The 17,786-nt window shown below is 70.2% G+C and carries 18 protein-coding genes; 2 read left to right on the plus strand and 16 right to left on the minus strand.

Translation table 11 applies throughout. The features are described from left to right. Position 1: 1 nt before the first annotated feature. From RGE_RS22660 to recA, 16 genes are all read right to left on the minus strand, one after another. A complete protein-coding gene (locus tag RGE_RS22660; protein WP_014430826.1) occupies positions 2 to 1,759 on the minus strand; it encodes a PglL family O-oligosaccharyltransferase in 1,758 nt (585 codons plus the stop codon). Positions 1,760 to 1,841: 82 nt separating this feature from the next. Further along, a complete protein-coding gene (locus tag RGE_RS22665; RefSeq protein ID WP_043784395.1) occupies positions 1,842 to 3,548 on the minus strand; it encodes a PglL family O-oligosaccharyltransferase in 1,707 nt (568 codons plus the stop codon). 198 nt (positions 3,549 to 3,746) lie between these two features. Then, positions 3,747 to 4,187 carry a pilin gene (locus RGE_RS22670; protein ID WP_014430828.1) on the minus strand — a complete coding sequence of 147 codons (441 nt, stop codon included), beginning with the start codon at positions 4,185 to 4,187 and terminating at the stop codon, positions 3,747 to 3,749. 166 nt (positions 4,188 to 4,353) lie between these two features. Beyond that, positions 4,354 to 5,139, minus strand: a complete 786-nt coding sequence (locus RGE_RS22675) for an MBL fold metallo-hydrolase (protein ID WP_014430829.1) — start codon at positions 5,137 to 5,139, stop codon at positions 4,354 to 4,356. 177 nt (positions 5,140 to 5,316) lie between these two features. Continuing rightward, the gene (locus RGE_RS22680) at positions 5,317 to 5,982 is read right to left on the minus strand and encodes an FHA domain-containing protein (RefSeq protein WP_014430830.1); all 666 of its coding nucleotides are present in this window, start codon (positions 5,980 to 5,982) and stop codon (positions 5,317 to 5,319) included. Between the two features lie 88 nt (positions 5,983 to 6,070). Beyond that, positions 6,071 to 6,859: a Stp1/IreP family PP2C-type Ser/Thr phosphatase gene (locus tag RGE_RS22685; RefSeq protein ID WP_043784397.1), complete on the minus strand. Its 789-nt coding sequence runs from the start codon at positions 6,857 to 6,859 to the stop codon at positions 6,071 to 6,073. Between the two features lie 82 nt (positions 6,860 to 6,941). After that, the gene (locus tag RGE_RS22690) at positions 6,942 to 7,787 is read right to left on the minus strand and encodes a serine/threonine-protein kinase (protein WP_232504966.1); all 846 of its coding nucleotides are present in this window, start codon (positions 7,785 to 7,787) and stop codon (positions 6,942 to 6,944) included. A 138-nt stretch (positions 7,788 to 7,925) separates the two neighbouring features. Then, entirely contained in the window at positions 7,926 to 8,378 is a 453-nt protein-coding gene (locus RGE_RS22695; protein WP_014430833.1) for a hypothetical protein, read from the minus strand. Positions 8,379 to 8,394: 16 nt separating this feature from the next. After that, entirely contained in the window at positions 8,395 to 9,096 is a 702-nt protein-coding gene (locus RGE_RS22700) for a TerC family protein (protein WP_014430834.1), read from the minus strand. Between the two features lie 247 nt (positions 9,097 to 9,343). Continuing rightward, positions 9,344 to 10,036, minus strand: coding sequence for a TerC family protein (locus tag RGE_RS22705; RefSeq protein ID WP_014430835.1), 693 nt, complete (start codon positions 10,034 to 10,036; stop codon positions 9,344 to 9,346). Positions 10,037 to 10,119: 83 nt separating this feature from the next. Then, positions 10,120 to 10,953, minus strand: coding sequence for an EamA family transporter (locus tag RGE_RS22710; RefSeq protein ID WP_014430836.1), 834 nt, complete (start codon positions 10,951 to 10,953; stop codon positions 10,120 to 10,122). Between the two features lie 47 nt (positions 10,954 to 11,000). Beyond that, on the minus strand, positions 11,001 to 11,894 hold the full coding sequence (gene sucD / locus RGE_RS22715) for a succinate--CoA ligase subunit alpha (RefSeq protein ID WP_014430837.1): 894 nt from the start codon (positions 11,892 to 11,894) through the stop codon (positions 11,001 to 11,003). Positions 11,895 to 11,916: 22 nt separating this feature from the next. Beyond that, positions 11,917 to 13,077: an ADP-forming succinate--CoA ligase subunit beta gene (gene sucC / locus RGE_RS22720; protein ID WP_014430838.1), complete on the minus strand. Its 1,161-nt coding sequence runs from the start codon at positions 13,075 to 13,077 to the stop codon at positions 11,917 to 11,919. Continuing rightward, positions 13,074 to 13,652 (minus strand): DUF2889 domain-containing protein, encoded by a 579-nt coding sequence (locus RGE_RS22725; protein WP_014430839.1) that lies wholly within the window; start codon positions 13,650 to 13,652, stop codon positions 13,074 to 13,076. The genes sucC and RGE_RS22725 overlap by 4 nt, the downstream gene beginning before the upstream one ends. A gap of 124 nt (positions 13,653 to 13,776) precedes the next feature. Further along, positions 13,777 to 14,271, minus strand: a complete 495-nt coding sequence (gene recX / locus RGE_RS22730; protein ID WP_014430840.1) for a recombination regulator RecX — start codon at positions 14,269 to 14,271, stop codon at positions 13,777 to 13,779. A 99-nt stretch (positions 14,272 to 14,370) separates the two neighbouring features. Continuing rightward, on the minus strand, positions 14,371 to 15,417 hold the full coding sequence (gene recA / locus RGE_RS22735) for a recombinase RecA (protein WP_014430841.1): 1,047 nt from the start codon (positions 15,415 to 15,417) through the stop codon (positions 14,371 to 14,373). A 173-nt stretch (positions 15,418 to 15,590) separates the two neighbouring features. Here recA and RGE_RS22740 point away from each other — a divergent pair, with 173 nt between their 5' ends. Next, the gene (locus RGE_RS22740) at positions 15,591 to 16,262 is read left to right on the plus strand and encodes a response regulator transcription factor (protein ID WP_014430842.1); all 672 of its coding nucleotides are present in this window, start codon (positions 15,591 to 15,593) and stop codon (positions 16,260 to 16,262) included. Between the two features lie 36 nt (positions 16,263 to 16,298). Continuing rightward, positions 16,299 to 17,774 (plus strand): sensor histidine kinase, encoded by a 1,476-nt coding sequence (locus RGE_RS22745; RefSeq protein WP_014430843.1) that lies wholly within the window; start codon positions 16,299 to 16,301, stop codon positions 17,772 to 17,774. Positions 17,775 to 17,786: the final 12 nt, after the last annotated feature.

Raw genomic sequence — 17,786 nt, forward strand, 5'->3', positions numbered from 1 at the left:
CTCAGGGCCGGAAGAACTCGCGCCAGTCGGGCACACGCTGCGGCGCCTGGCACTGGAACGGCGCGCCGGCCGCGCCCGCGGCGACGGCGTCGCAGGCCGCGAAGAAGTCCCGGCTGGCGGGGTTGCGGAACTCGCGCAGCCGCTCGGCGATGTGGCGCGCGGCGTCCAGTTCGCCATGCGCGGCCAGGGCGTTGGCCCAGGCGGTCATCAGCCGCGTGTCCAGCAGATGGTGGGTCGCGCCTTCGAAAGGCTGCATCGCGTCCGGGCCGGGCACCAGCCCGGTCGTCGCCGCGGCGTAGTCGGCGTGGTAGGCGAAGAGCAGGCTGCGCTGGCCGACGGCGATGCGTTCGACCAGCGGCGGCGAGTCGGGCGCGCTGCTGAAGATGCGCGTGACCGGCAGGTAGTCGACGACGGCCAGCGTCGCGCCGACGACCAGCGCCAGCCCGCCGGCCCACTGCGTAGGCTGCGGCCAGCCGTGCGGCATCGCCGGGCCGCGGCGACGGGCGAGCGCGAAGCCCCAGGCCCAGGCCGCCGGCAGCAGGAAATAGGCGTACCAGAGCGGGTACTCGAGCAGGCTGTGCAGCCCGATCATCAGCACCATCACCCAGGCCGCGCGGCGCTCGATGCCGCCGCCTTCGGCCTCGCCGTCGCGGCCCGGCCGGAAGGCGAGGCGCGCCGCCGCCCACAGCGCCCACAGCAGCAGCGCCATCACCAGCGCCGCGGCCGGCACACCGAGCTCCACCGCGAGCTGCAGCACGAGGTTGTGCGAATGGTCGAAGAAGGCCACCGGGCGGTCCGGGAACGGCGTCAGCGACCAGGCGAAGTTGAACTCGCCGAAGCCGACGCCGCCCCAGGGCTGGCGACGGATCAGCTCCAGCGTGTTCAGCCAGATGCGCACGCGCGAGCTCGACAGGTCGTTCTCGGCCAGCCGCGCCTCGCCGCCGAAGACGTGCTGCGACAGCCGCGCCCATTCGGCCATCGCCAGCCAGCCGACGAGGTAGACCAGCGGCGCGGCCAGCAGCAAGAGCCGCGTCGAACGCGCCAGGCGGCGGTCCAGCACGCCCCACAGCGCCAGCAGCAGCACGCCGACGAAGCCGGTGCGCGAAGCCGTCAGCACGACGGCGAAGATCAGCGCCGCGAACAAGGCCGCGCCCGCGGCACGCAGCAGGCGGCTCGCGCGGGCGTCGCGGTAGAGCTCGACCAGCGCGATCACCGCGATCGCCGACCACAGCAGCAGGCTGCTCAGGTGGTTGGGCTGGCGCAGGTTGCCGACGGCACGCCCGGGAATGCCGGAGCGCGCGATCCACTGGCCGTCGGCCCAGTCGGGGGCGAAGACCTGCACGAGCGCGATCGCGACGTTGAACACGCCGGCCGCCGCCCAGCCGATGCAGAACGCGGCGAAGACTGCCCGCGGATCGGCCCGCGACTGCGCCGCAGCACCGCCGGACACCATGACCAGCGCCGCGAGCAGGATGCCGATCGCCGACAGCGCGATGCTCGTCGGCAGCGCCCGCGACCAGGACCAGCAGACGCCGGCCAGCACGACGAGCAGCGCGGCCTTCAGCGGCCCGGCGCCCCGGCGGTCCGAGCCCACGCGCGGCGCCGTCGCGGCGACGAACAGCCCCCACAGCGCGATCGCCAAGGCCTGGTTCAGGAAGGTCGGCGACGGGGAGACGTTGTAGGCCAGCAGCGAAGGGGCGCAGGCGGCGAGCAGGGCCAGCGCGACGTGTGCGATGAAGGCGGGGGAGGCGGCTGGCAAGAGAGTGGGTCTCCGGCCTCGGGCGGCGAGGGAGCCCGGCGGCGAGGCCGCGCGATGCTACCAAGAACGATCGCTGTGCCGGTCAGGGCGGCGGCGGCCGCACCGTCAGCCCCGCCGCGGCCAGGGCCGTAGGTGGCAGGGCGACCTGTCGCAGCAGCGGCTGCTGACTCGTGATCGACGTCCACGCATCGTAGGCCTCCTCGCAGCGCTCGAAACGGTGCATGCGGCACAGCCGGCGGATCTCGAGTTCGGCTTCGCGAGGATGGCCGTTGAGCGCGGAAGCGAGCGCGTAGCGCAGCATCACCGGCGGGTAGGGAAAACGCTCCGCGACCGAGCGCATCGTCTCCAGCTGCGACGGACTCATGCCGGTCCGGGCCTCGGTGCGGATGAAGTCCTGGAACGCACGCTGCTGGGTCAGCAGGCGCAGGTCCGGGGTCTCGCTGGTGATGGTCGCGGTGCCGATGCGGGCGGCTTCCATCCGCAGCGTGCGAAACGATGTCTCGACCTGGGCGTACTCGTAGCCGATGGCGGCGACCAGCGTCATCAGCACCAGCCCGCCGACGCGGGGCAGCGGCGAGGGCAGGACCACGCCTTCTGCCGGCCGCTCGAGCGCTTGGGTCGCGCCGATGAAGAGACCCAAGGGGATCAGGAAGTAGGCGTACTCCAGCGGGTACTCCAGCATCCCGTGGACGAGGATGCCGGCAGCGCCGAGCAGCAGCCACGCCGAACGTGGGTCGCGACAGCCGCGGAAGGTTCTCAGCAAGCCCCAGACGAGCAGCGCGACGAGCAGCAGGCCCAGCGGCACGCCGTTCCAGACCAGCAAGTCGAGCACGATGTTGTGGGCGTGCTCGATGTTTTCGCCGACATAGGGCCTGTCGGCCGCGACACTGTGCTGGGCACGGGCGACCTGCTGCCAGCCGTAGCCCGACCACGGCTGCTGCCGCAGCGCATCGAGCATCGCGGTCCAGTGCGCATAACGAGTCCCCGGCTGTACAGCCTGTTCGAGCGACCTGCCCGAACTGAGGCCCAGCCAATCGTTGAACGCCGGCCAGCCCGCGGCCAGCAGTGCGAAGCCGACGGCGAGCGCGACGGCCTCCCGGCGGGCCAGCGCCCACCGGGTGCGGGCGCCGACGGTCAAGGCGATGACGAGCAATGCGGCGATCTGAAGCCAGCCCGTGCGCGAGCCGGACATCACCATGCCGAACAGCAGCCATGCCGTACACAGGAAGAAGACGGCCTTGCCGATGCGAGCCGACTGGAACAGCAGACCCGCGGCCGAAATCCCGAGCAGCGCCACGGTGCACAAGTGATTCGCCTGCGCGACGTTGCCGAACGGGCGCGTGCCCGGCGGCAGGTCGACCTGCCAGACGCCGAGCGGGGCCACCTGCATCCATTGGGCCAGCGCGATGCCCACCGACAGGGCCGCGCTGGCGACCATGACGGCGGCGAGCGAGGTAAGGCCGTCAAGTCGGCGCCCCGAGTCGCCCGGCAATGCGCGACCGAGCATCAGCGCCGCCGCGAATGCGCACAGGTACAGCACGACCATGAGCGCATCGCCGAAGAAGAAGACCTGGCCCGACGCCCATTGGGCCAACGCGACGGCGCTGCCGATGACCAGAACGGCGAGCAGCGAGATGTCGATCCGTGACGGTCCGGCCCAGCACGAGAGCGAGCTTGCCACCAGCACCAATACCAGCCCATCGGACCAGGCCGACACCCAGGGCGCATAGTGGTTGGAGACCAGCCATGCGACCGGCACCAGCGCAAGCAACACCGCGAACGACCTCATTGCGCCTTTCGGGTTCGACACGATCTGGAGAATCTTTCCGCACGAGGTGGCACGCGAGCACGCCGTTTGAGACTCCGTGGCGTGTCACGCGGGATCCACGGATACTCTGCTGGATGGCAGGAGCCATCTTCCGCAAGAAAAAGGGCAGCCCTCAGGCTGCCCTCTCGTCGAAGCACGAACTGAATATTCGACCGCTGATTACCAGGTCTGGTCGGACTTGCACGAGCCGGGCAGGTACTTCTTGAAGGCCGTGTCAGAGGTGCCGCAGGCCCATTCCGTCACCAGGTTGCCGCTGATCGTCGGAACCAGAATGACGTGCCCGGTGACCGGCAGGTTCTGCGTCGTGACCCGGATCTTGCCGCTGCTGCCCTTCGTCTCGACGGAAGCGACGTACTTCGACGTCGACGAGCTGGACTCGCAACCCCAGGAGTTGTCAGCGCTCGGCAGGCTGCCGGACGAGGTTTGCACGGCTTCGGTGATGGCCGTGCGGCAGGTCGACGCCGCGAGGACGACTTCGGACACCTTCGCCTTGACGGTGTAGTCCTGGTAGGCCGGCAGCGCGACCGCCGCCAGGATGCCGATGATCGCGACGACGATCATCAGTTCGATCAGGGTGAAACCTTGTTGCACACGCTTCATGGACGGTACTCCCGTGGGGTGAGTGGAAAGGAGGAATCGAGGACACCCCGCATTTGCAGGGGTCGTGCCATGCGGCAAAGCGTCGACTGGTTCACACCCGCTGACGAAAAACGTCACTTTTCTCGCCCAACGTGGCGCCGCACCGGGCGCAAAGCGACGTTTTTGGTCAGTCGCCGAGCACCAGCCGCTGGCCGGCGCGCAGCGCGCGCATGCGGTGCGGGCCGGGCAGCGCCGCGACCTGCGACATCACCTGCTCGACCATGCCCGGCTTGATGTGGGTGATGTAGACGTCCACGCCGCGTGGCAGCCGCGCCAGTTCGTCGCGCAGCAGCGCCGGGCACAGGTGCTGACTCAGCTCGGCCATCGCACGTTCCTCGTCGTCGAAGGCGGTCTCGACGATCAGCCCGCGCAGGTCCAGCTGCTCCAGGCGCCGCCACAGCGCCGGCGCCGGGCCGGTGTCGCCGCTGTAGGCCCAGGCGCGGCCGGCGGCGTCGATCAGCGCGAAGCCGACCGCCGGCACGGTGTGCGTGGCCGGCAGGACTTCCAGCCAACGGCCGCGGCCCAGGTCCAGGCGCTCGCCCACCGCGAAAGGCACGAAGGCCAGCATCGGCTGCTGCGGGCTCGGCAACTGGGTGAAGTCGGGCCAGATGACGCCGTTGAAGACGTGCGCGTGCAGCGCCGCCAGCGTCTCGGGCAGGGCGTGCACGCGGATCGGCGGCCGTCCGGCCGCGGCGCGGCGGCGTTTGACGCTGTCGGCCAGCAGGCCGATGGCGAGCACATGGTCCAGGTGCGAGTGGCTGACGAAGACGTCGTCGATGCGCGCCAGTTCGTCGAGTTCGAGGTCGCCGACGCCGGTGCCGGCATCGACGAGCACATCGTCGTCGACGAGAAACGAGGTGGTTCGGTTGCCGGCGGCGATGGAGCCCGAACAACCGAGGACGCGGATCTGCATGAGGCGGTGGGTCGACCGCCGATGCGCCGACGGGAGAACCGATGCTGACCGTCGCCGCCGGCCGGCGCAAGCCGCGAAATCGACGTCCGGCCCGCTTTACCGAGGGGTGCAGGCGTTGCCGGCGGGCTTAACGTGAAGATCGTCACGCGGCGACGCAGACGCCGCCCCGAACCGCCTTCAGTGGTGGATGAACTGCATCGCCGTGCCGGCGAGTTCGATGACGTCGCCGTTGCGCAGCGGCACCGAGTCGCCGACCAGCGGCACGCCGTTGACGCTCGGCCGGTTGACGCCTTCGACGTGCGAGAAGGCGTAGCCGTTGGGACGCCGCGTGATCGAGGCCACCTGCACGCCGGGCTTGCCGACCGTCGTGACGACCTTGGTCAGCATGACCTCGCGTCCGGCGGCCGCACCGTTGAGCACCTTGATCGACGCGCTGCCCGAGGCCGCCGCGGCGATGATCGGCGCGTGGCCCGAGCGCGTCGGGCCGGCCGACGTGAACGGCGGCGGCGTCGAAGCCGCGGGGCGCATGACCAGCGTCTTCTCGTAGTCCGAGTTCTCTTCGGTCAGGTACTTGATCTTGTACTTGCCGATCTCGACGGTGTCATTGTGCGCCAGCAGCTGCTTCTTGATCGCCTTGCCGTTGATGTAGGTGCCGTTGGTGCTGTTGAGGTCTTCGATGAAGACGTCGGCCCCGACCATCTGCAGCACCGCGTGCTCGCCGCTGACGGCGAGGTTGTCGATGACGATGTCGTTGTACGGGCGCCGCCCGAGCGTCGTCTTGTCCTTGGTGATCTGGACTTCCTTGATGACGACACCGTCGAGCGAAACGACCAGCTTGCCCATTCGAGACCTCAGATGTGCCGACCGTCTGCGGCGGCGTGCGAGTCGCCTGCCAGGATGGGACCGGCCAGGCGGGATGCGTGGAGAACGACTAGCGGCGGAAGGGCCACCAGGACCGGCCAGAAGCCCCGGAGCCCCCGGAAACGCGCACCAGGATGACCGAGATATTATCCCTTCCCCCTGCGGCATTGGCCGCGTCAATAAGGGTGCGACACCCCTCGTCAAGGGACTCGCCGCAGGCCGCCAGCAGGCGGCCGATCGCGCCGTCGTCGAGCATGTCCGACAGGCCGTCGGAGCACAGCAGGTACAGGTCGCCGGGCATCACGTCGTGCGGATGCATCTCCAGCAGCACGGTGTCCTCGACGCCGACGGCGCGCGTGACCAGGTTCTTGTTGGCCGAGAACGCCGCCTGTTCGGGCGTGATCAGGCCGGCGTCGATCTGCTCCTGCAGCAGCGAGTGGTCGCGCGTGATCTGCTGCAGCCGGCCGGCGCGCATGCGGTAGGCCCGCGAGTCGCCGACGTGGCCGACGATGACCCGGCTTTCGCGGAAGACAGCGACGACCAGCGTCGTGCCCATGCCGGCGTACTGGGGGTTGGCGTTGGCGGCGTTGAAGATCGCGCGGTTGGCGTTGTCCACGCAGATGTCCATCGCGCGGCGCACGTCGGCGTCGCCGGCCTGGGCGCCGGCTTCCTGCAGCCAGCGGCCGAGTTCGCGCACGATGAAGCTGGTGGCCATCTGGCTGGCCACTTCGCCGGCGTTGTAGCCGCCCATGCCGTCGGCCAGCACGGCCAGCGAGGTGCCCTCGTCGATCGCAACCGAGTCTTCGTTGTTGCTGCGCGCACGGCCGGTATCGAGGGCCGAGCAGAACTCGGTCGTCATCGGCATCTCTCGAACCTCGGGCTGACGGTCATGGTTTTTTGCGATTGTGCAACGGAAGAACCTCGCAGGAATCGTCAGCTCGTCAAGGGCGTGACATCGGTCCTGCCGCGGCCGCGTCGATCGTCTGGAGGACGTCCTCCAGCGCCTTGGCCACCTCGTCGGCCGAAGCCGGACGCTGCGCCGGCGGTTTGGCGAGCAGGCGCGCGACGATGCCGGTCAGCGCCGGCGGCAGGCCGGGGCGCAGGCGGGCGAGGTCCGGCGCCGGCTGCTCGGCCACCTGGCGCAGCAGTTCGCCCAGCGACGGCGACTCGTGCGGCCGGCGGCCGGCCAGCAGCTCGAACAGGGTGACACCCAGCGCGTACAGGTCGCCGCGCGGCGTGGCCGGCGCCCCGGCGAGCTGCTCGGGCGCCAGGTAGGCCGGCGAGCCGAGCACGAGCCCGGTACGCGTGCTGTCGCCGTCGGCGCGGCGGGCGAGGCCGAAGTCGGTCAGCGTGACGCGGCGGCTGCTCCAGTCGACGATGACGTTGGACGGCTTGAGATCGCGGTGCACGACGCCGCGCCCGTGGGCGTAGGCCAGCGCACGCGCGACCCGGGCCATCACGCCGATCACCACCGGCTCGGGCAACAGGCGCGCCGCGTGGGTGTAGCGCTCCAGGCTGCAGCCGGGCAGCAGCTCCATCACCAGCCAGGGGCCGGCGTCGTCGTGGCCGGCGTCGAGCACACGCACGATGTCGGGGTGCTGCAGCCGCCGCGTCGTCTCGGCCTCGGCGGCGAAGCGGCGCGCCGCCTCGGCGCGCCGGCGCGAATCGGCGATCGTCGCGCGCAGCCGCTTGAAGGCGACCTGCTCGCCGCTGGCCAGTCGGGTGGCGACGAAAACCTCGCCGTGCTCGCCCGAGCCCAGACGGCTGGCGAGGCGGTATCCGCCCACGACGGGGCCGACGGCAGGGGTCTCGGGGCGCACGGGCGACAGCGGCGACGGTCAGGGCGAATGCCAACTTGCGACGCTAGCACAGGCCCGCGGCCGCGCCCCGCGACCCGGTCACGGGGGACACCCGCGTTCGTGTGTTCAGTCGCTGAGCGCGAGCACCGTCGCCATGCCGGTGGCCACCGCGATGCCGGCGCTCCAGCGCGTGTCCTCGGCCGGAGGCTGGTCGGCGCTGACCGGCGCCATCGTCGCGCCGAGCTTGGGGCGACGGGCGTCGAGCAGGCGCAGATCGGCGCCGAGGCGGCGCCGCAGGCGTTCGCTGACTTCGGGCAGCGGCGCGCGCGCGACCATCCACTCGCGCTCGCCCGGCACCGCGGCGAAGGCCGGCTCCAGACGCTGGCGCAGCGTGCGCGCCCACTGCTCGCGCCAGTTCTCGCGGCTGCGGTGCGAGACCCACTTGCCGATACGGTGCGTCAGCTTGGGCGCGCAGCCGACGATGACCCAGCGCGTCGGTGCGGCGGCCTCGGCGAGCATCGGCGCCAGGATGCGCCGCGCGTGCTCGGCGTCGTCGACGAAGACAGCGATCTGTTCCATGGCTTCTCCTCGTGACTCAGGCGGCGTGCGGCGGTTCCGCACGATCTGCCGGGCGGGCACGGCGCGCCGCCCACCAGCCGGCGGCCAGCACGCCGCAGACCAGCACCGTGTAGGTGGCGACGCGCGCGATCAGGTTCGGGTCGTAGACCTCGTCGAGCAGCGGCTCGCCGACGATCATCTTCGCCGCGGTGAAGGCCAGCACGCCGGCGCCGACGTAGGTGATGACCGGGTAGCGGTCGACGAGCTTCAACACCAGCGAGCTGCCCCAGACGACGATCGGGATGCTGATCAGCAGGCCGATGACGACTAGATCGAAGCTGCCGTGGGCCGCACCGGCGACGCCGAGCACGTTGTCCACGCCCATCAGCGCGTCGGCGACGATGATCGTGCGCATCGCGCCCCAGAAGGTCGTCGCGACGACGCCGTGCTCGCCTTCCTCGCCTTGCGGCGCGAGCAGCTTGTAGGCGATCCAGACCAGGCCCAGACCGCCGACCAGCATCAGCCCGGGGATCTGCAGCAGCCAGACCACGGCCAGCGTCATCGCCGAGCGCACGACGACGGCGCCGACCGTGCCCCAGACGATGGCGCGCTTGCGCAGGCTTTCGGGCAGCTGGCGCGCGGCCAGCGCGATGACGATCGCGTTGTCGCCGGCGAGGACGAGATCGATCAGGATGATGGCGGCGAGCGCCGAGAACCAGGCGGGCGAGAAGAACTCCATGCGGACTCCGGGCGAGAACAAACGACGGCGGGCAGGCCGCGTGCGCGGCATGCCCTGGCGTCGAAGGTCTCGCTCGGCTGGAGTTGTATGGTTGTCGCCCGACGGACCGGAAGCAAAGCTTCGTACTGACGGCCCTGTCGTCGTCCGACGCCGACCGTTGTCCTCCTGGTCGGGCCGGCGGGAGCTACTCCCCTTCGGTCCGGGGATGATAACCAGCGAACCCGCGGCCGCAGCTTCGTGCGGCTACTTACTCCGTGCGCTCCTTGGCGGCGCGGCGCTGCAGCAGCATGCCGATGCCGACGACAAGCGCGGCGCCGATGGCGCCGGCGGTGTTGATCACCGCGTGCGGCAGCTCGCCGAAGCGCTCGACGACGGCCGGATCGGTCATCAGCATCTCGCCGGCCAGGAAGCCCAGCAGCGCGGCGCCGGCGGTGACGATCAGCGGGAACCGCTCCATCACGCGCAGCAGCAGCGTGCTGCCGAAGATGATCAGCGGGATGCTGACGGCCAGGCCGATGACCAGCAGCGGCACGTCGCCGTTGGCCGCGGCGGCCACCGCCAGCACGTTGTCCAGGCTCATCACGAGGTCGGCGACGAGGATCGTGCGGATCGCGGCCAGCATGCCGCCCTGGCCTTTGCCGACGCCGTCGTCGTCCCCGTCGTCGTCCTCGCGCAGCAGGTCGACGCCGATGTACAGCAGCGCCAGCGCGCCGACGATCTTCAGGAAGGGCAGCTGCAGCAGGCGCGCGGCGACGATGGTCAGCACGATCCGCATCACGATCGCCGCGGCGCTGCCCCAGAAGATCGCCTTCTTCTGCTGGTGCGCCGGCAGGGCCCGCGCGGCCAGCGCGATGACCACGGCGTTGTCGCCGGACAGCAGGATGTTGACCCAGATGATCGAGCCGAGGGCGGCCCAGAAGGCCGGCGAAGTGAGGTCCATGGAGTTGTCTTGTGGTCGGCGCGCGGCCGAGTGTAGGCAGACGACGGGGGCTTCCGGTGCGTGGAACTACGCAGCCTCGCTGCTCACGCCATTCTCAGGGCCACGACACCGGCCAGCACCAGCGCCGCGGCCGCCAGGCGCGGTGGCGCCAGACGCTCGCGCAGGAACAGCGCCGACAGCAGCATCGCGAAGACGATCGAACATTCGCGCAGCGCGGCGACCAACGCCACCGGCGCCTGCGTCATCGCCCACAGCACCAGTGCGTAGGAGACGATGGTGCCGGCACCGGCCAGCAGCAGCGGCCGCCAGCGCGTGCGCAGCAGCGCCAGGGCCGCGGGCCGGCGCCGGGCCAGCGCCCAGAGCGCGAGCGGCGCGCCGCCGGCCAGCAGCACGCACAAGGTGTAGGCCAGCGGCCGCCCCGAGAGCCGCGCCCCCAGCCCGTCGACCACGGTGTAGGCGGCGATGACAACCGCGTTGAGCAGCGCGTAGCCCAGCCCCGCGACGCCGTGGCCACGCGCGGCGACGGCGAAACCCAGGATGCCGGCACACAACAGCGCGACACCGACCCAGGCCGTCAGGCCCAGCGGCTCCAACAGCACGGCGGCGCTGGACAGCGCGACGAGCAGCGGCGCACTGCCGCGCATCACCGGATAAGCCACCGCCATGTCGGCGGCGGCGTAGGCACGGGCCACGAGCACGTAGTAAGCGACGTGCAGCAGCCCGGAAGCCGCGATGAAGGGCCAGGCGGCCCGCGGCGGCAGCACCAGCAGCGGCAGCAGCAGCGCCGCGATCAGCGCCGCCGCGGTCGCCACCGCCACCGAGTTCAGCAGCTTGTCCTGCCCGCCTTTGACGACCGCGTTCCAGCTGGCGTGCAGCGCGGCGGCCAGCAACACCAGGGCGAGCACCGCGCCGGACATCGACGCCGTGCCTCAGTGCAACACCCGGTGCTGGCGCGAGCGGGAGATCAGATCAGCTTCTGCAGCAGCCGCCCCATCTCGGACGGGTTGCGCGTGATCGTGAAGCCGCACTCCTCCATGATCGCCAGCTTGGCGTCCGCCGTGTCGGCGCCGCCGGAGATCAGCGCGCCGGCGTGACCCATGCGCTTGCCCGCCGGCGCGGTGACGCCGGCGATGAAGCCGACCACCGGCTTGGTCATGTGCTCCTTGCACCAGCGCGCCGCGTCGGCTTCGTCGGGGCCGCCGATCTCGCCGATCATGATCACCGCGTCGGTGTCCGGGTCCTCGTTGAACAGCCGCATCACGTCGATGTGCTTAAGCCCGTTGATCGGGTCGCCGCCGATGCCCACCGCGCTGCTCTGACCGATGCCCAGTTCGGAGAGCTGCGCCACGGCCTCGTAGGTCAGCGTGCCCGAGCGGCTGACGACGCCGACGCGGCCCTTCTTGTGGATGTGGCCCGGCATGATGCCGATCTTGATCTCCTCGGGCGTGATCGTGCCCGGGCAGTTGGGGCCCAGCAGCAGCGTCTTCTTGCCGCCCGCGGCTTCCTTGGCCTTCATCTTGTTGCGCACCTCGAGCATGTCCTTGATGGGGATGCCTTCGGTGATGCAGATCGCCAGATCGAGTTCGGCCTCGACGGCCTCCCAGATCGCTGCCGCAGCGCCGGCCGGCGGCACGTAGATGACGCTGACGGTGGCACCGGTCTGCGCCGCCGCTTCCTTGACGCTGGCGTAGATCGGGATGCCCTCGAAGTCCTCGCCGGCCTTCTTCGGGTTCACGCCGGCGACGAAGCAGTTGCGGCCGTTGGCGTAGTCGCGGCACATGCGGGTGTGGAACTGGCCCGTCTTGCCGGTGATGCCCTGCGTGATGACGCGGGTGTCCTTGTTGATCAGGATGCTCATGTCGGTGTTCCTCGCGCCGGGTTTATTTCACCGCCGCGACGATTGCGGTCGCGGCTTCGGCCATCGTGTCGGCGCTGATGATCGGCAGGCCGCTGTCGGCCAGCATCTTCTTGCCCAGGTCCTCGTTGGTGCCCTTCATGCGCACCACCAGCGGCACCTGCAGGTTCACCGCCTTGCACGCGGCGATGACGCCTTCGGCGATGGTGTCGCACTTCATGATGCCGCCGAAGATGTTGACGAGGATGCCCTTCACCTCGGGGTTCTTCAGCATGATCTTGAAGGCCTCGGTGACCTTCTCGGCGCTGGCGCCGCCGCCGACGTCGAGGAAGTTCGCCGGCTCGCCGCCGAAGAGCTTGATGGTGTCCATCGTCGCCATCGCCAGCCCCGCGCCGTTGACCAGGCAGCCGATGTTGCCGTCCAGGCTGATGTAGCTGAGGTCGAACTTGCTGGCCTCGACCTCGGCCGGGTCTTCTTCGTCCAGGTCGCGCCAGGCGACGATCTCCGGATGCCGGAACAGCGCGTTGGCGTCGAAGTTGAACTTCGCGTCCAGCGCCTTGATGCCGCCGTGGCCTTCGAGGATCAGCGGGTTGATCTCGGCGAGGCTGGCGTCGCTGGCCATGTAGCAGGCGTAGAGCTTCTGGAAGACCTCGATGGCCTGCGCCTGGCTGGCCTCGGGCACGCCGATGCCCACCGCCAGCTCACGCGCCTGGGCTTCGGTCAGGCCGACCAGCGGGTCGACGAAGACCTTGAGGATCTTCTCCGGCGTGGCGTGCGCCACTTCCTCGATGTCCATGCCGCCTTCGGAAGACGCCATCAGCGCCACCTTCTGCGTCGCGCGGTCGGTGAGCGCAGCGACGTAGTACTCCTTCTTGATGTCGGCGCCTTCTTCGATCAGCAGCCGGCGCACCTTCTGGCCTTCGGGGCCGGTCTGGTGGGTGACGAGCTGCATGCCGAGGATCTGCGAAGCGAGCGTCTCGACTTCGGCGATCGAACGCGCGAGCTTGACGCCACCGCCCTTGCCGCGGCCGCCGGCGTGGATCTGGGCCTTGACCACCCACACCGAGCCGCCGAGCTTCTGCGCCGCCTCCAGCGCCTCCTGCACCGTGAACGCCGCATAGCCCCGCGGCACGGGTACCCCGTGCGCGCGCAGCAGTTCCTTGGCCTGGTATTCGTGGATCTTCATTCGGGACTCCCGGAAGTGTCGAGAACCGCGCCGGGCCGACGGAACCAGCGCGGGTAGTGGAGACGGGCGACCTCGCCGTCGCTGCGCAAGGCGTGACAGCGGTCGAGCTGGAAGGGTTTGACGCCGCTGTCGCCGCGCGTGTCGATGACCTCGCCGGCGAACGCCTGGATGACCGCCGTCGGCAGCACCAGGGCGAGTTCGGTGATGTGGGTGCAGCCCAGCACGCCACCGACACGCTCCTGCAGGCCTTTGCGGAAGCCGCGCACGAGGTTCAGGCCGATCAGCGAGCGGTAGGTGTCGCCGTGGTCGTCGCAATGGCCGGCGTACGGCATCCAGCGCGTCTTGGCGCCCGCGTCGACGACGTTCAGCGAGGTGTCGACGACCAGCCGGATCAGCATGTCGTGGATCGGCGTGCCGGCGGGGCGCACTTCGCCGGCCAGGCGGGCGTCGCGGGTCTTGGTGTCGACGAGCGTCGCATCGACCTCCCACAAACCGTCGTCCCGGGCAAAGACCTGCACGTCGATCTGACGACGGTGCTTGAGCTGGCGTCGGGCCGCGGCGGGAGGAAGGCTCATGGAGGAGGACAGGGCCGGCGGCTGGCCGCTGAAAAAAGCGGCGGCAATGTAGCACGCGGCGGCGCGGCCGGCAGGCGGCGGCTGGACAAGCCCTGGACGGCGCTCGGCTGCGCTCGCCCCGCCTTCAGTCGAGGTCGAACTCGGGTTCGCCGTCGTCGTCGGCGCCGATCGAGGGCACGACACGCCGGATGAGCTCGCCTTCGAAGCCCCGCCCGGCGAGGAAACGCATCTGCTTGGCGCGTTCCGCGGCATCGGCGGGGGCCGTGCCGAAGCGCTTGCGCCAGACCTCGCGCGCACGCTCCAGCTCGGTGCTGCGCGCCTGCTCCAGCGTACGCGCGACGAGTTCTGGCGCCAGGCCCTTGGACTGCATCGTCTGGCGCAGGCGGCGGCTGCCGAAGCGCGCGCCGTGTGCGAGCACCGACTCGGCCACCCGCGACTCGCTCAGCAGGCCGGCCGCCTGGAGTTCGTCGAGCGCGCGCGCGATCTGCTCGGCGGCGCTGGCCTCGGGGCCGTCTTCGGCGTGGCGGGCGAGCTTGCGCTCGAGCTCGGCGCGCGAGTGCTCGCGCTGCGCCAGATAGCGCAGCGCGCGGCCTTTCAGCGAGGGAGCGGCAAAAGCCATCGGGGTGTCGATCGGGATGGCGGCCGGGCGGGGCAGGCGACGCAGCTCACCCCGCCAGGGAAAGGCACCGGGGCGCTTGTCACGCCCCGGCGGCCGGCATCAGGCGCCGGCTTCGGCGCCGTCGGCCGCGGGCAGCTGCGGGATGCCCAGCGACTCGCGCACCTTGTTCTCGATCTCGCGTGCGATGTCGGGGTTCTCGCGCAGGAACTCGCGCGCGTTGTCCTTGCCCTGACCGATCTTCTCGCCGTTGTAGGCGTACCAGGCACCGGACTTCTCGACGAGGCGGGCATTGACGCCCATGTCGATGATCTCGCCTTCGCGGCTGATGCCTTCGCCGTAGAGGATGTCGAACTCGGCGGTCTTGAACGGCGGCGACACCTTGTTCTTGACGACCTTGACCTTGGTCTCGCTGCCGATGACCTCGTCGCCCTTCTTGATGTTGCCGGTGCGGCGGATGTCCAGGCGCACCGAGGCGTAGAACTTCAGCGCGTTGCCGCCGGTGGTCGTCTCGGGGTTGCCGAACATGACGCCGATCTTCATCCGGATCTGGTTGATGAAGATGACCATCGTGTTGGTCTTCTTGATCGTCCCCGTCAGCTTGCGCAGCGCCTGGCTCATCAGCCGCGCCTGCAGGCCGGGCAGCGCGTCGCCCATCTCGCCTTCGATTTCGGCCTTGGGCGTCAGCGCCGCGACCGAGTCGACGACGATCAGGTCGATCGAGCCCGAGCGCACCAGCGCGTCGACGATCTCCAGCGCCTGCTCGCCGGTGTCGGGCTGGCTGATCAGCAGGTCCTGCAGGTTGACGCCCAGCTTCTGCGCGTACTGGATGTCCAGCGCATGTTCGGCGTCGATGAAGGCGCAGGTGCCGCCGGCCTTCTGCATCTCGGCGATGACCTGCAGCGTCAGCGTCGTCTTGCCCGAGGATTCCGGGCCGTAGATCTCGACGACGCGGCCACGCGGCAGGCCGCCGACGCCCAGCGCGACGTCCAGGCCGAGCGAGCCGGTCGAGACGACCTGGATGTCCTCGATGACCTCGCCTTCGCCCAGGCGCATGATCGAACCCTTGCCGAACTGTTTCTCGATCTGGGCAAGAGCGGCTTGAAGGGCCTTGGCTTTCTCGGCGTTCAGCGGTTTCGGGGCGTCCATCGGGTTCTCCTTGATTGGCACCGATTATTGCAGAAACTGGATATTCGTACAGTTCTTTGGTGGGCCCTCGACGGTGGGGTGAGCCGCGGCTACACCCTGCCCTGTATCAAGAGGCGAGTCGTTAAAATTTCCACAGCCAGAGCCCGACGACGGGCCCGCCGACGGAGACAGTCATGCGCATCCTCATCGCCGAAGACGACCAGGTCCTGGCCGACGGTCTTCTGCGCTCGCTGCGGGCCTCGGGTTACGCGGTCGACCAGGTCGGCAGCGGCACCGAGGCCGATGCCGCGCTGTCGGCGCACGAGTTCGACCTGCTGATCCTGGACCTGGGCCTGCCCAAGCTGCACGGCTTCGAGGTGCTCAAGCGCCTGCGGGCGCGCGGCGCGGCGGTGCCGGTGCTGATCCTCACCGCCGCCGACAGCGTCGAGCAGCGCGTCAAGGGCCTGGACCTGGGCGCCGACGACTACATGGCCAAGCCCTTCTCGCTGCAGGAGCTGGAAGCCCGCGTGCGCGCGCTGACGCGCCGCGGCCTGGGCACCGCCTCCAGCGTCATCAAGCACGGCCCGCTGACCTTCGACGCCACCGGCCGTGTCGCCTACCTCAACGACCAGATGATCGAGCTGTCGGCGCGCGAGCTGTCGCTGCTGGAGGTGCTGCTGCAGCGCTCGGGCCGCCTGGTCAGCAAGGACCAGCTCGTCGAGCGCCTGTGCGAGTGGGGCGAGGAAGTCAGCAACAACGCGATCGAGGCGTACATCCACCGCCTGCGCAAGAAGATCGAGCAGGGTCCGGTGAGAATCGCCACGGTACGCGGCCTGGGCTACTGCCTGGAAAAGATCGCGGCCTGACCCGGCCGCACGGGCGCCGGCCGCGGCCGCCAGCCGATGCCCACGACACGCGAACAACGCTCTCTCTTCGGCGAGATCCTCGACTGGATGCTCGCACCGCTGCTGCTGCTGTGGCCGATGAGCGTCGCGCTCACCTGGCTGGTGGCGCAGAACATCGCCAACCGCCCCTACGACCGTGAACTCGGCGTGATGGTGCGGGTCATCGCGCGCCAGGCCGCGGCCGAGCACGCGATGCCGGCGCGCGCCAGCGACGCCGCGCGGCGCAGCCTGGAGCAGACCGCCACCCAGCTGCTGCGCCCCGACGACAACGACAGCCTGTTCTTCCAGGTGCGCGGCGCGCGCGGCGAGATCGTCGCCGGCGACGCCGACCTGCCGGTGCCCAACGACACCTCGCCGACGGTCGAGCCGCGTTTCCGCGACGACGTCATCCGCGACGAGCCGGTGCGCGTGGCCTACCTCTGGACCGGCGAGAACGCCAGCGGCAACGCCGGGCTGATCCAGATCGCCGAGACGGTGGACAAACGCTCGCGCCTGGCCACCGAGATCATCAAGGGCGTCATCCTGCCGCAGTTCGTCATCCTGCCTGTGGCGGTGCTGCTGGTGTGGCTGGCGCTGGCGCGCGGCATCCGGCCGCTGTCGGAGCTGCAGCAGCGCATCCGCCAGCGCGAAAGCACCGACCTGTCGCCGATCGAGGAGCGCCACGTGCCCGAGGAGGTGGCGCCGCTGGTGGGCGCGATCAACGACCTGCTCGGCCGGCTCGACCAGTCGATCGCCTCGCAGCGCCACTTTCTCGCCGACGCCGCGCACCAGCTGAAGACGCCGCTGGCGGGCTTGCGCACCCAGGCCGAACTCGCCGAGCGCGAGCTCGACAGCGGCCAGGGCGACACGCTGTCGATGAAGCACTCGCTGCAGCAGATCGCCTTGTCCAGCCAGCGCGCCGCGCACATGGTCAACCAGCTGCTGGCGATGGCGCGCGCCGAGGACAAGGAGCAGGCGCTGCGCAAGCAGGCCGTCGACCTCGCCGCCACCGTCGTCGAGACGGTGCGCGACTTCGTGCCCAAGGCGATGGAAAAGCACATCGACCTGGGCTACGAGGGCCCCGAGCCGGACACCGAGGGCGCGCGGCTGTGGGGCCAGCCGGTGCTGGTGCGCGAGATGGTGCGCAACCTCGTCGACAACGCGCTGCAGTACACGCCGCCCGGCGGCACCGTCACCGCGCGCGTCATGCCAGACCCCTTCGGCCAGGTGCTGGTGCTGCAGGTCGAGGACACCGGCCCGGGCATCGCGCCGGCCGAGCGCGAGATGATCTTCCAGCCCTTCTACCGCGCGCTGGGCACCGACGTCGACGGCAGCGGCCTGGGCCTGGCCATCGTGCAGGAGATCGCCAACGTGCACGGCGCCGAGATCGCCGTCACCGACGCCGAGCTGCGCCCCGGCAGCCCGCACGGCACGCCGGGCGCGGTGTTCACGGTGCGCTTCCCGCTGGGCGGCGAGGAAGCCGGCGAAGGCTGAACGCCCGCCGCT

This window comes from Rubrivivax gelatinosus IL144 (genome assembly GCF_000284255.1).
Lineage (GTDB): Bacteria > Pseudomonadota > Gammaproteobacteria > Burkholderiales > Burkholderiaceae_C > Rubrivivax > Rubrivivax gelatinosus_A.

Excerpts from the sequence above, each read along its gene's own strand:
- RGE_RS22665 (WP_043784395.1), bottom strand. The coding sequence starts at position 3,548 with ATGAGGTCGTTCGCGGTGTTGCTTGCGCTGGTGCCGGTCGCATGGCTG.
- RGE_RS22670 (WP_014430828.1), bottom strand. The coding sequence starts at position 4,187 with ATGAAGCGTGTGCAACAAGGTTTCACCCTGATCGAACTGATGATCGTC.
- RGE_RS22675 (WP_014430829.1), bottom strand. The coding sequence starts at position 5,139 with ATGCAGATCCGCGTCCTCGGTTGTTCGGGCTCCATCGCCGCCGGCAAC.
- RGE_RS22680 (WP_014430830.1), bottom strand. The coding sequence starts at position 5,982 with ATGGGCAAGCTGGTCGTTTCGCTCGACGGTGTCGTCATCAAGGAAGTC.
- RGE_RS22685 (WP_043784397.1), bottom strand. The coding sequence starts at position 6,859 with ATGACGACCGAGTTCTGCTCGGCCCTCGATACCGGCCGTGCGCGCAGC.
- RGE_RS22695 (WP_014430833.1), bottom strand. The coding sequence starts at position 8,378 with ATGGAACAGATCGCTGTCTTCGTCGACGACGCCGAGCACGCGCGGCGC.
- RGE_RS22700 (WP_014430834.1), bottom strand. The coding sequence starts at position 9,096 with ATGGAGTTCTTCTCGCCCGCCTGGTTCTCGGCGCTCGCCGCCATCATC.
- RGE_RS22705 (WP_014430835.1), bottom strand. The coding sequence starts at position 10,036 with ATGGACCTCACTTCGCCGGCCTTCTGGGCCGCCCTCGGCTCGATCATC.
- RGE_RS22710 (WP_014430836.1), bottom strand. The coding sequence starts at position 10,953 with ATGTCCGGCGCGGTGCTCGCCCTGGTGTTGCTGGCCGCCGCGCTGCAC.
- sucD (WP_014430837.1), bottom strand. The coding sequence starts at position 11,894 with ATGAGCATCCTGATCAACAAGGACACCCGCGTCATCACGCAGGGCATC.
- sucC (WP_014430838.1), bottom strand. The coding sequence starts at position 13,077 with ATGAAGATCCACGAATACCAGGCCAAGGAACTGCTGCGCGCGCACGGG.
- RGE_RS22725 (WP_014430839.1), bottom strand. The coding sequence starts at position 13,652 with ATGAGCCTTCCTCCCGCCGCGGCCCGACGCCAGCTCAAGCACCGTCGT.
- recX (WP_014430840.1), bottom strand. The coding sequence starts at position 14,271 with ATGGCTTTTGCCGCTCCCTCGCTGAAAGGCCGCGCGCTGCGCTATCTG.
- recA (WP_014430841.1), bottom strand. The coding sequence starts at position 15,417 with ATGGACGCCCCGAAACCGCTGAACGCCGAGAAAGCCAAGGCCCTTCAA.
- RGE_RS22740 (WP_014430842.1), top strand. The coding sequence starts at position 15,591 with ATGCGCATCCTCATCGCCGAAGACGACCAGGTCCTGGCCGACGGTCTT.
- RGE_RS22745 (WP_014430843.1), top strand. The coding sequence starts at position 16,299 with ATGCCCACGACACGCGAACAACGCTCTCTCTTCGGCGAGATCCTCGAC.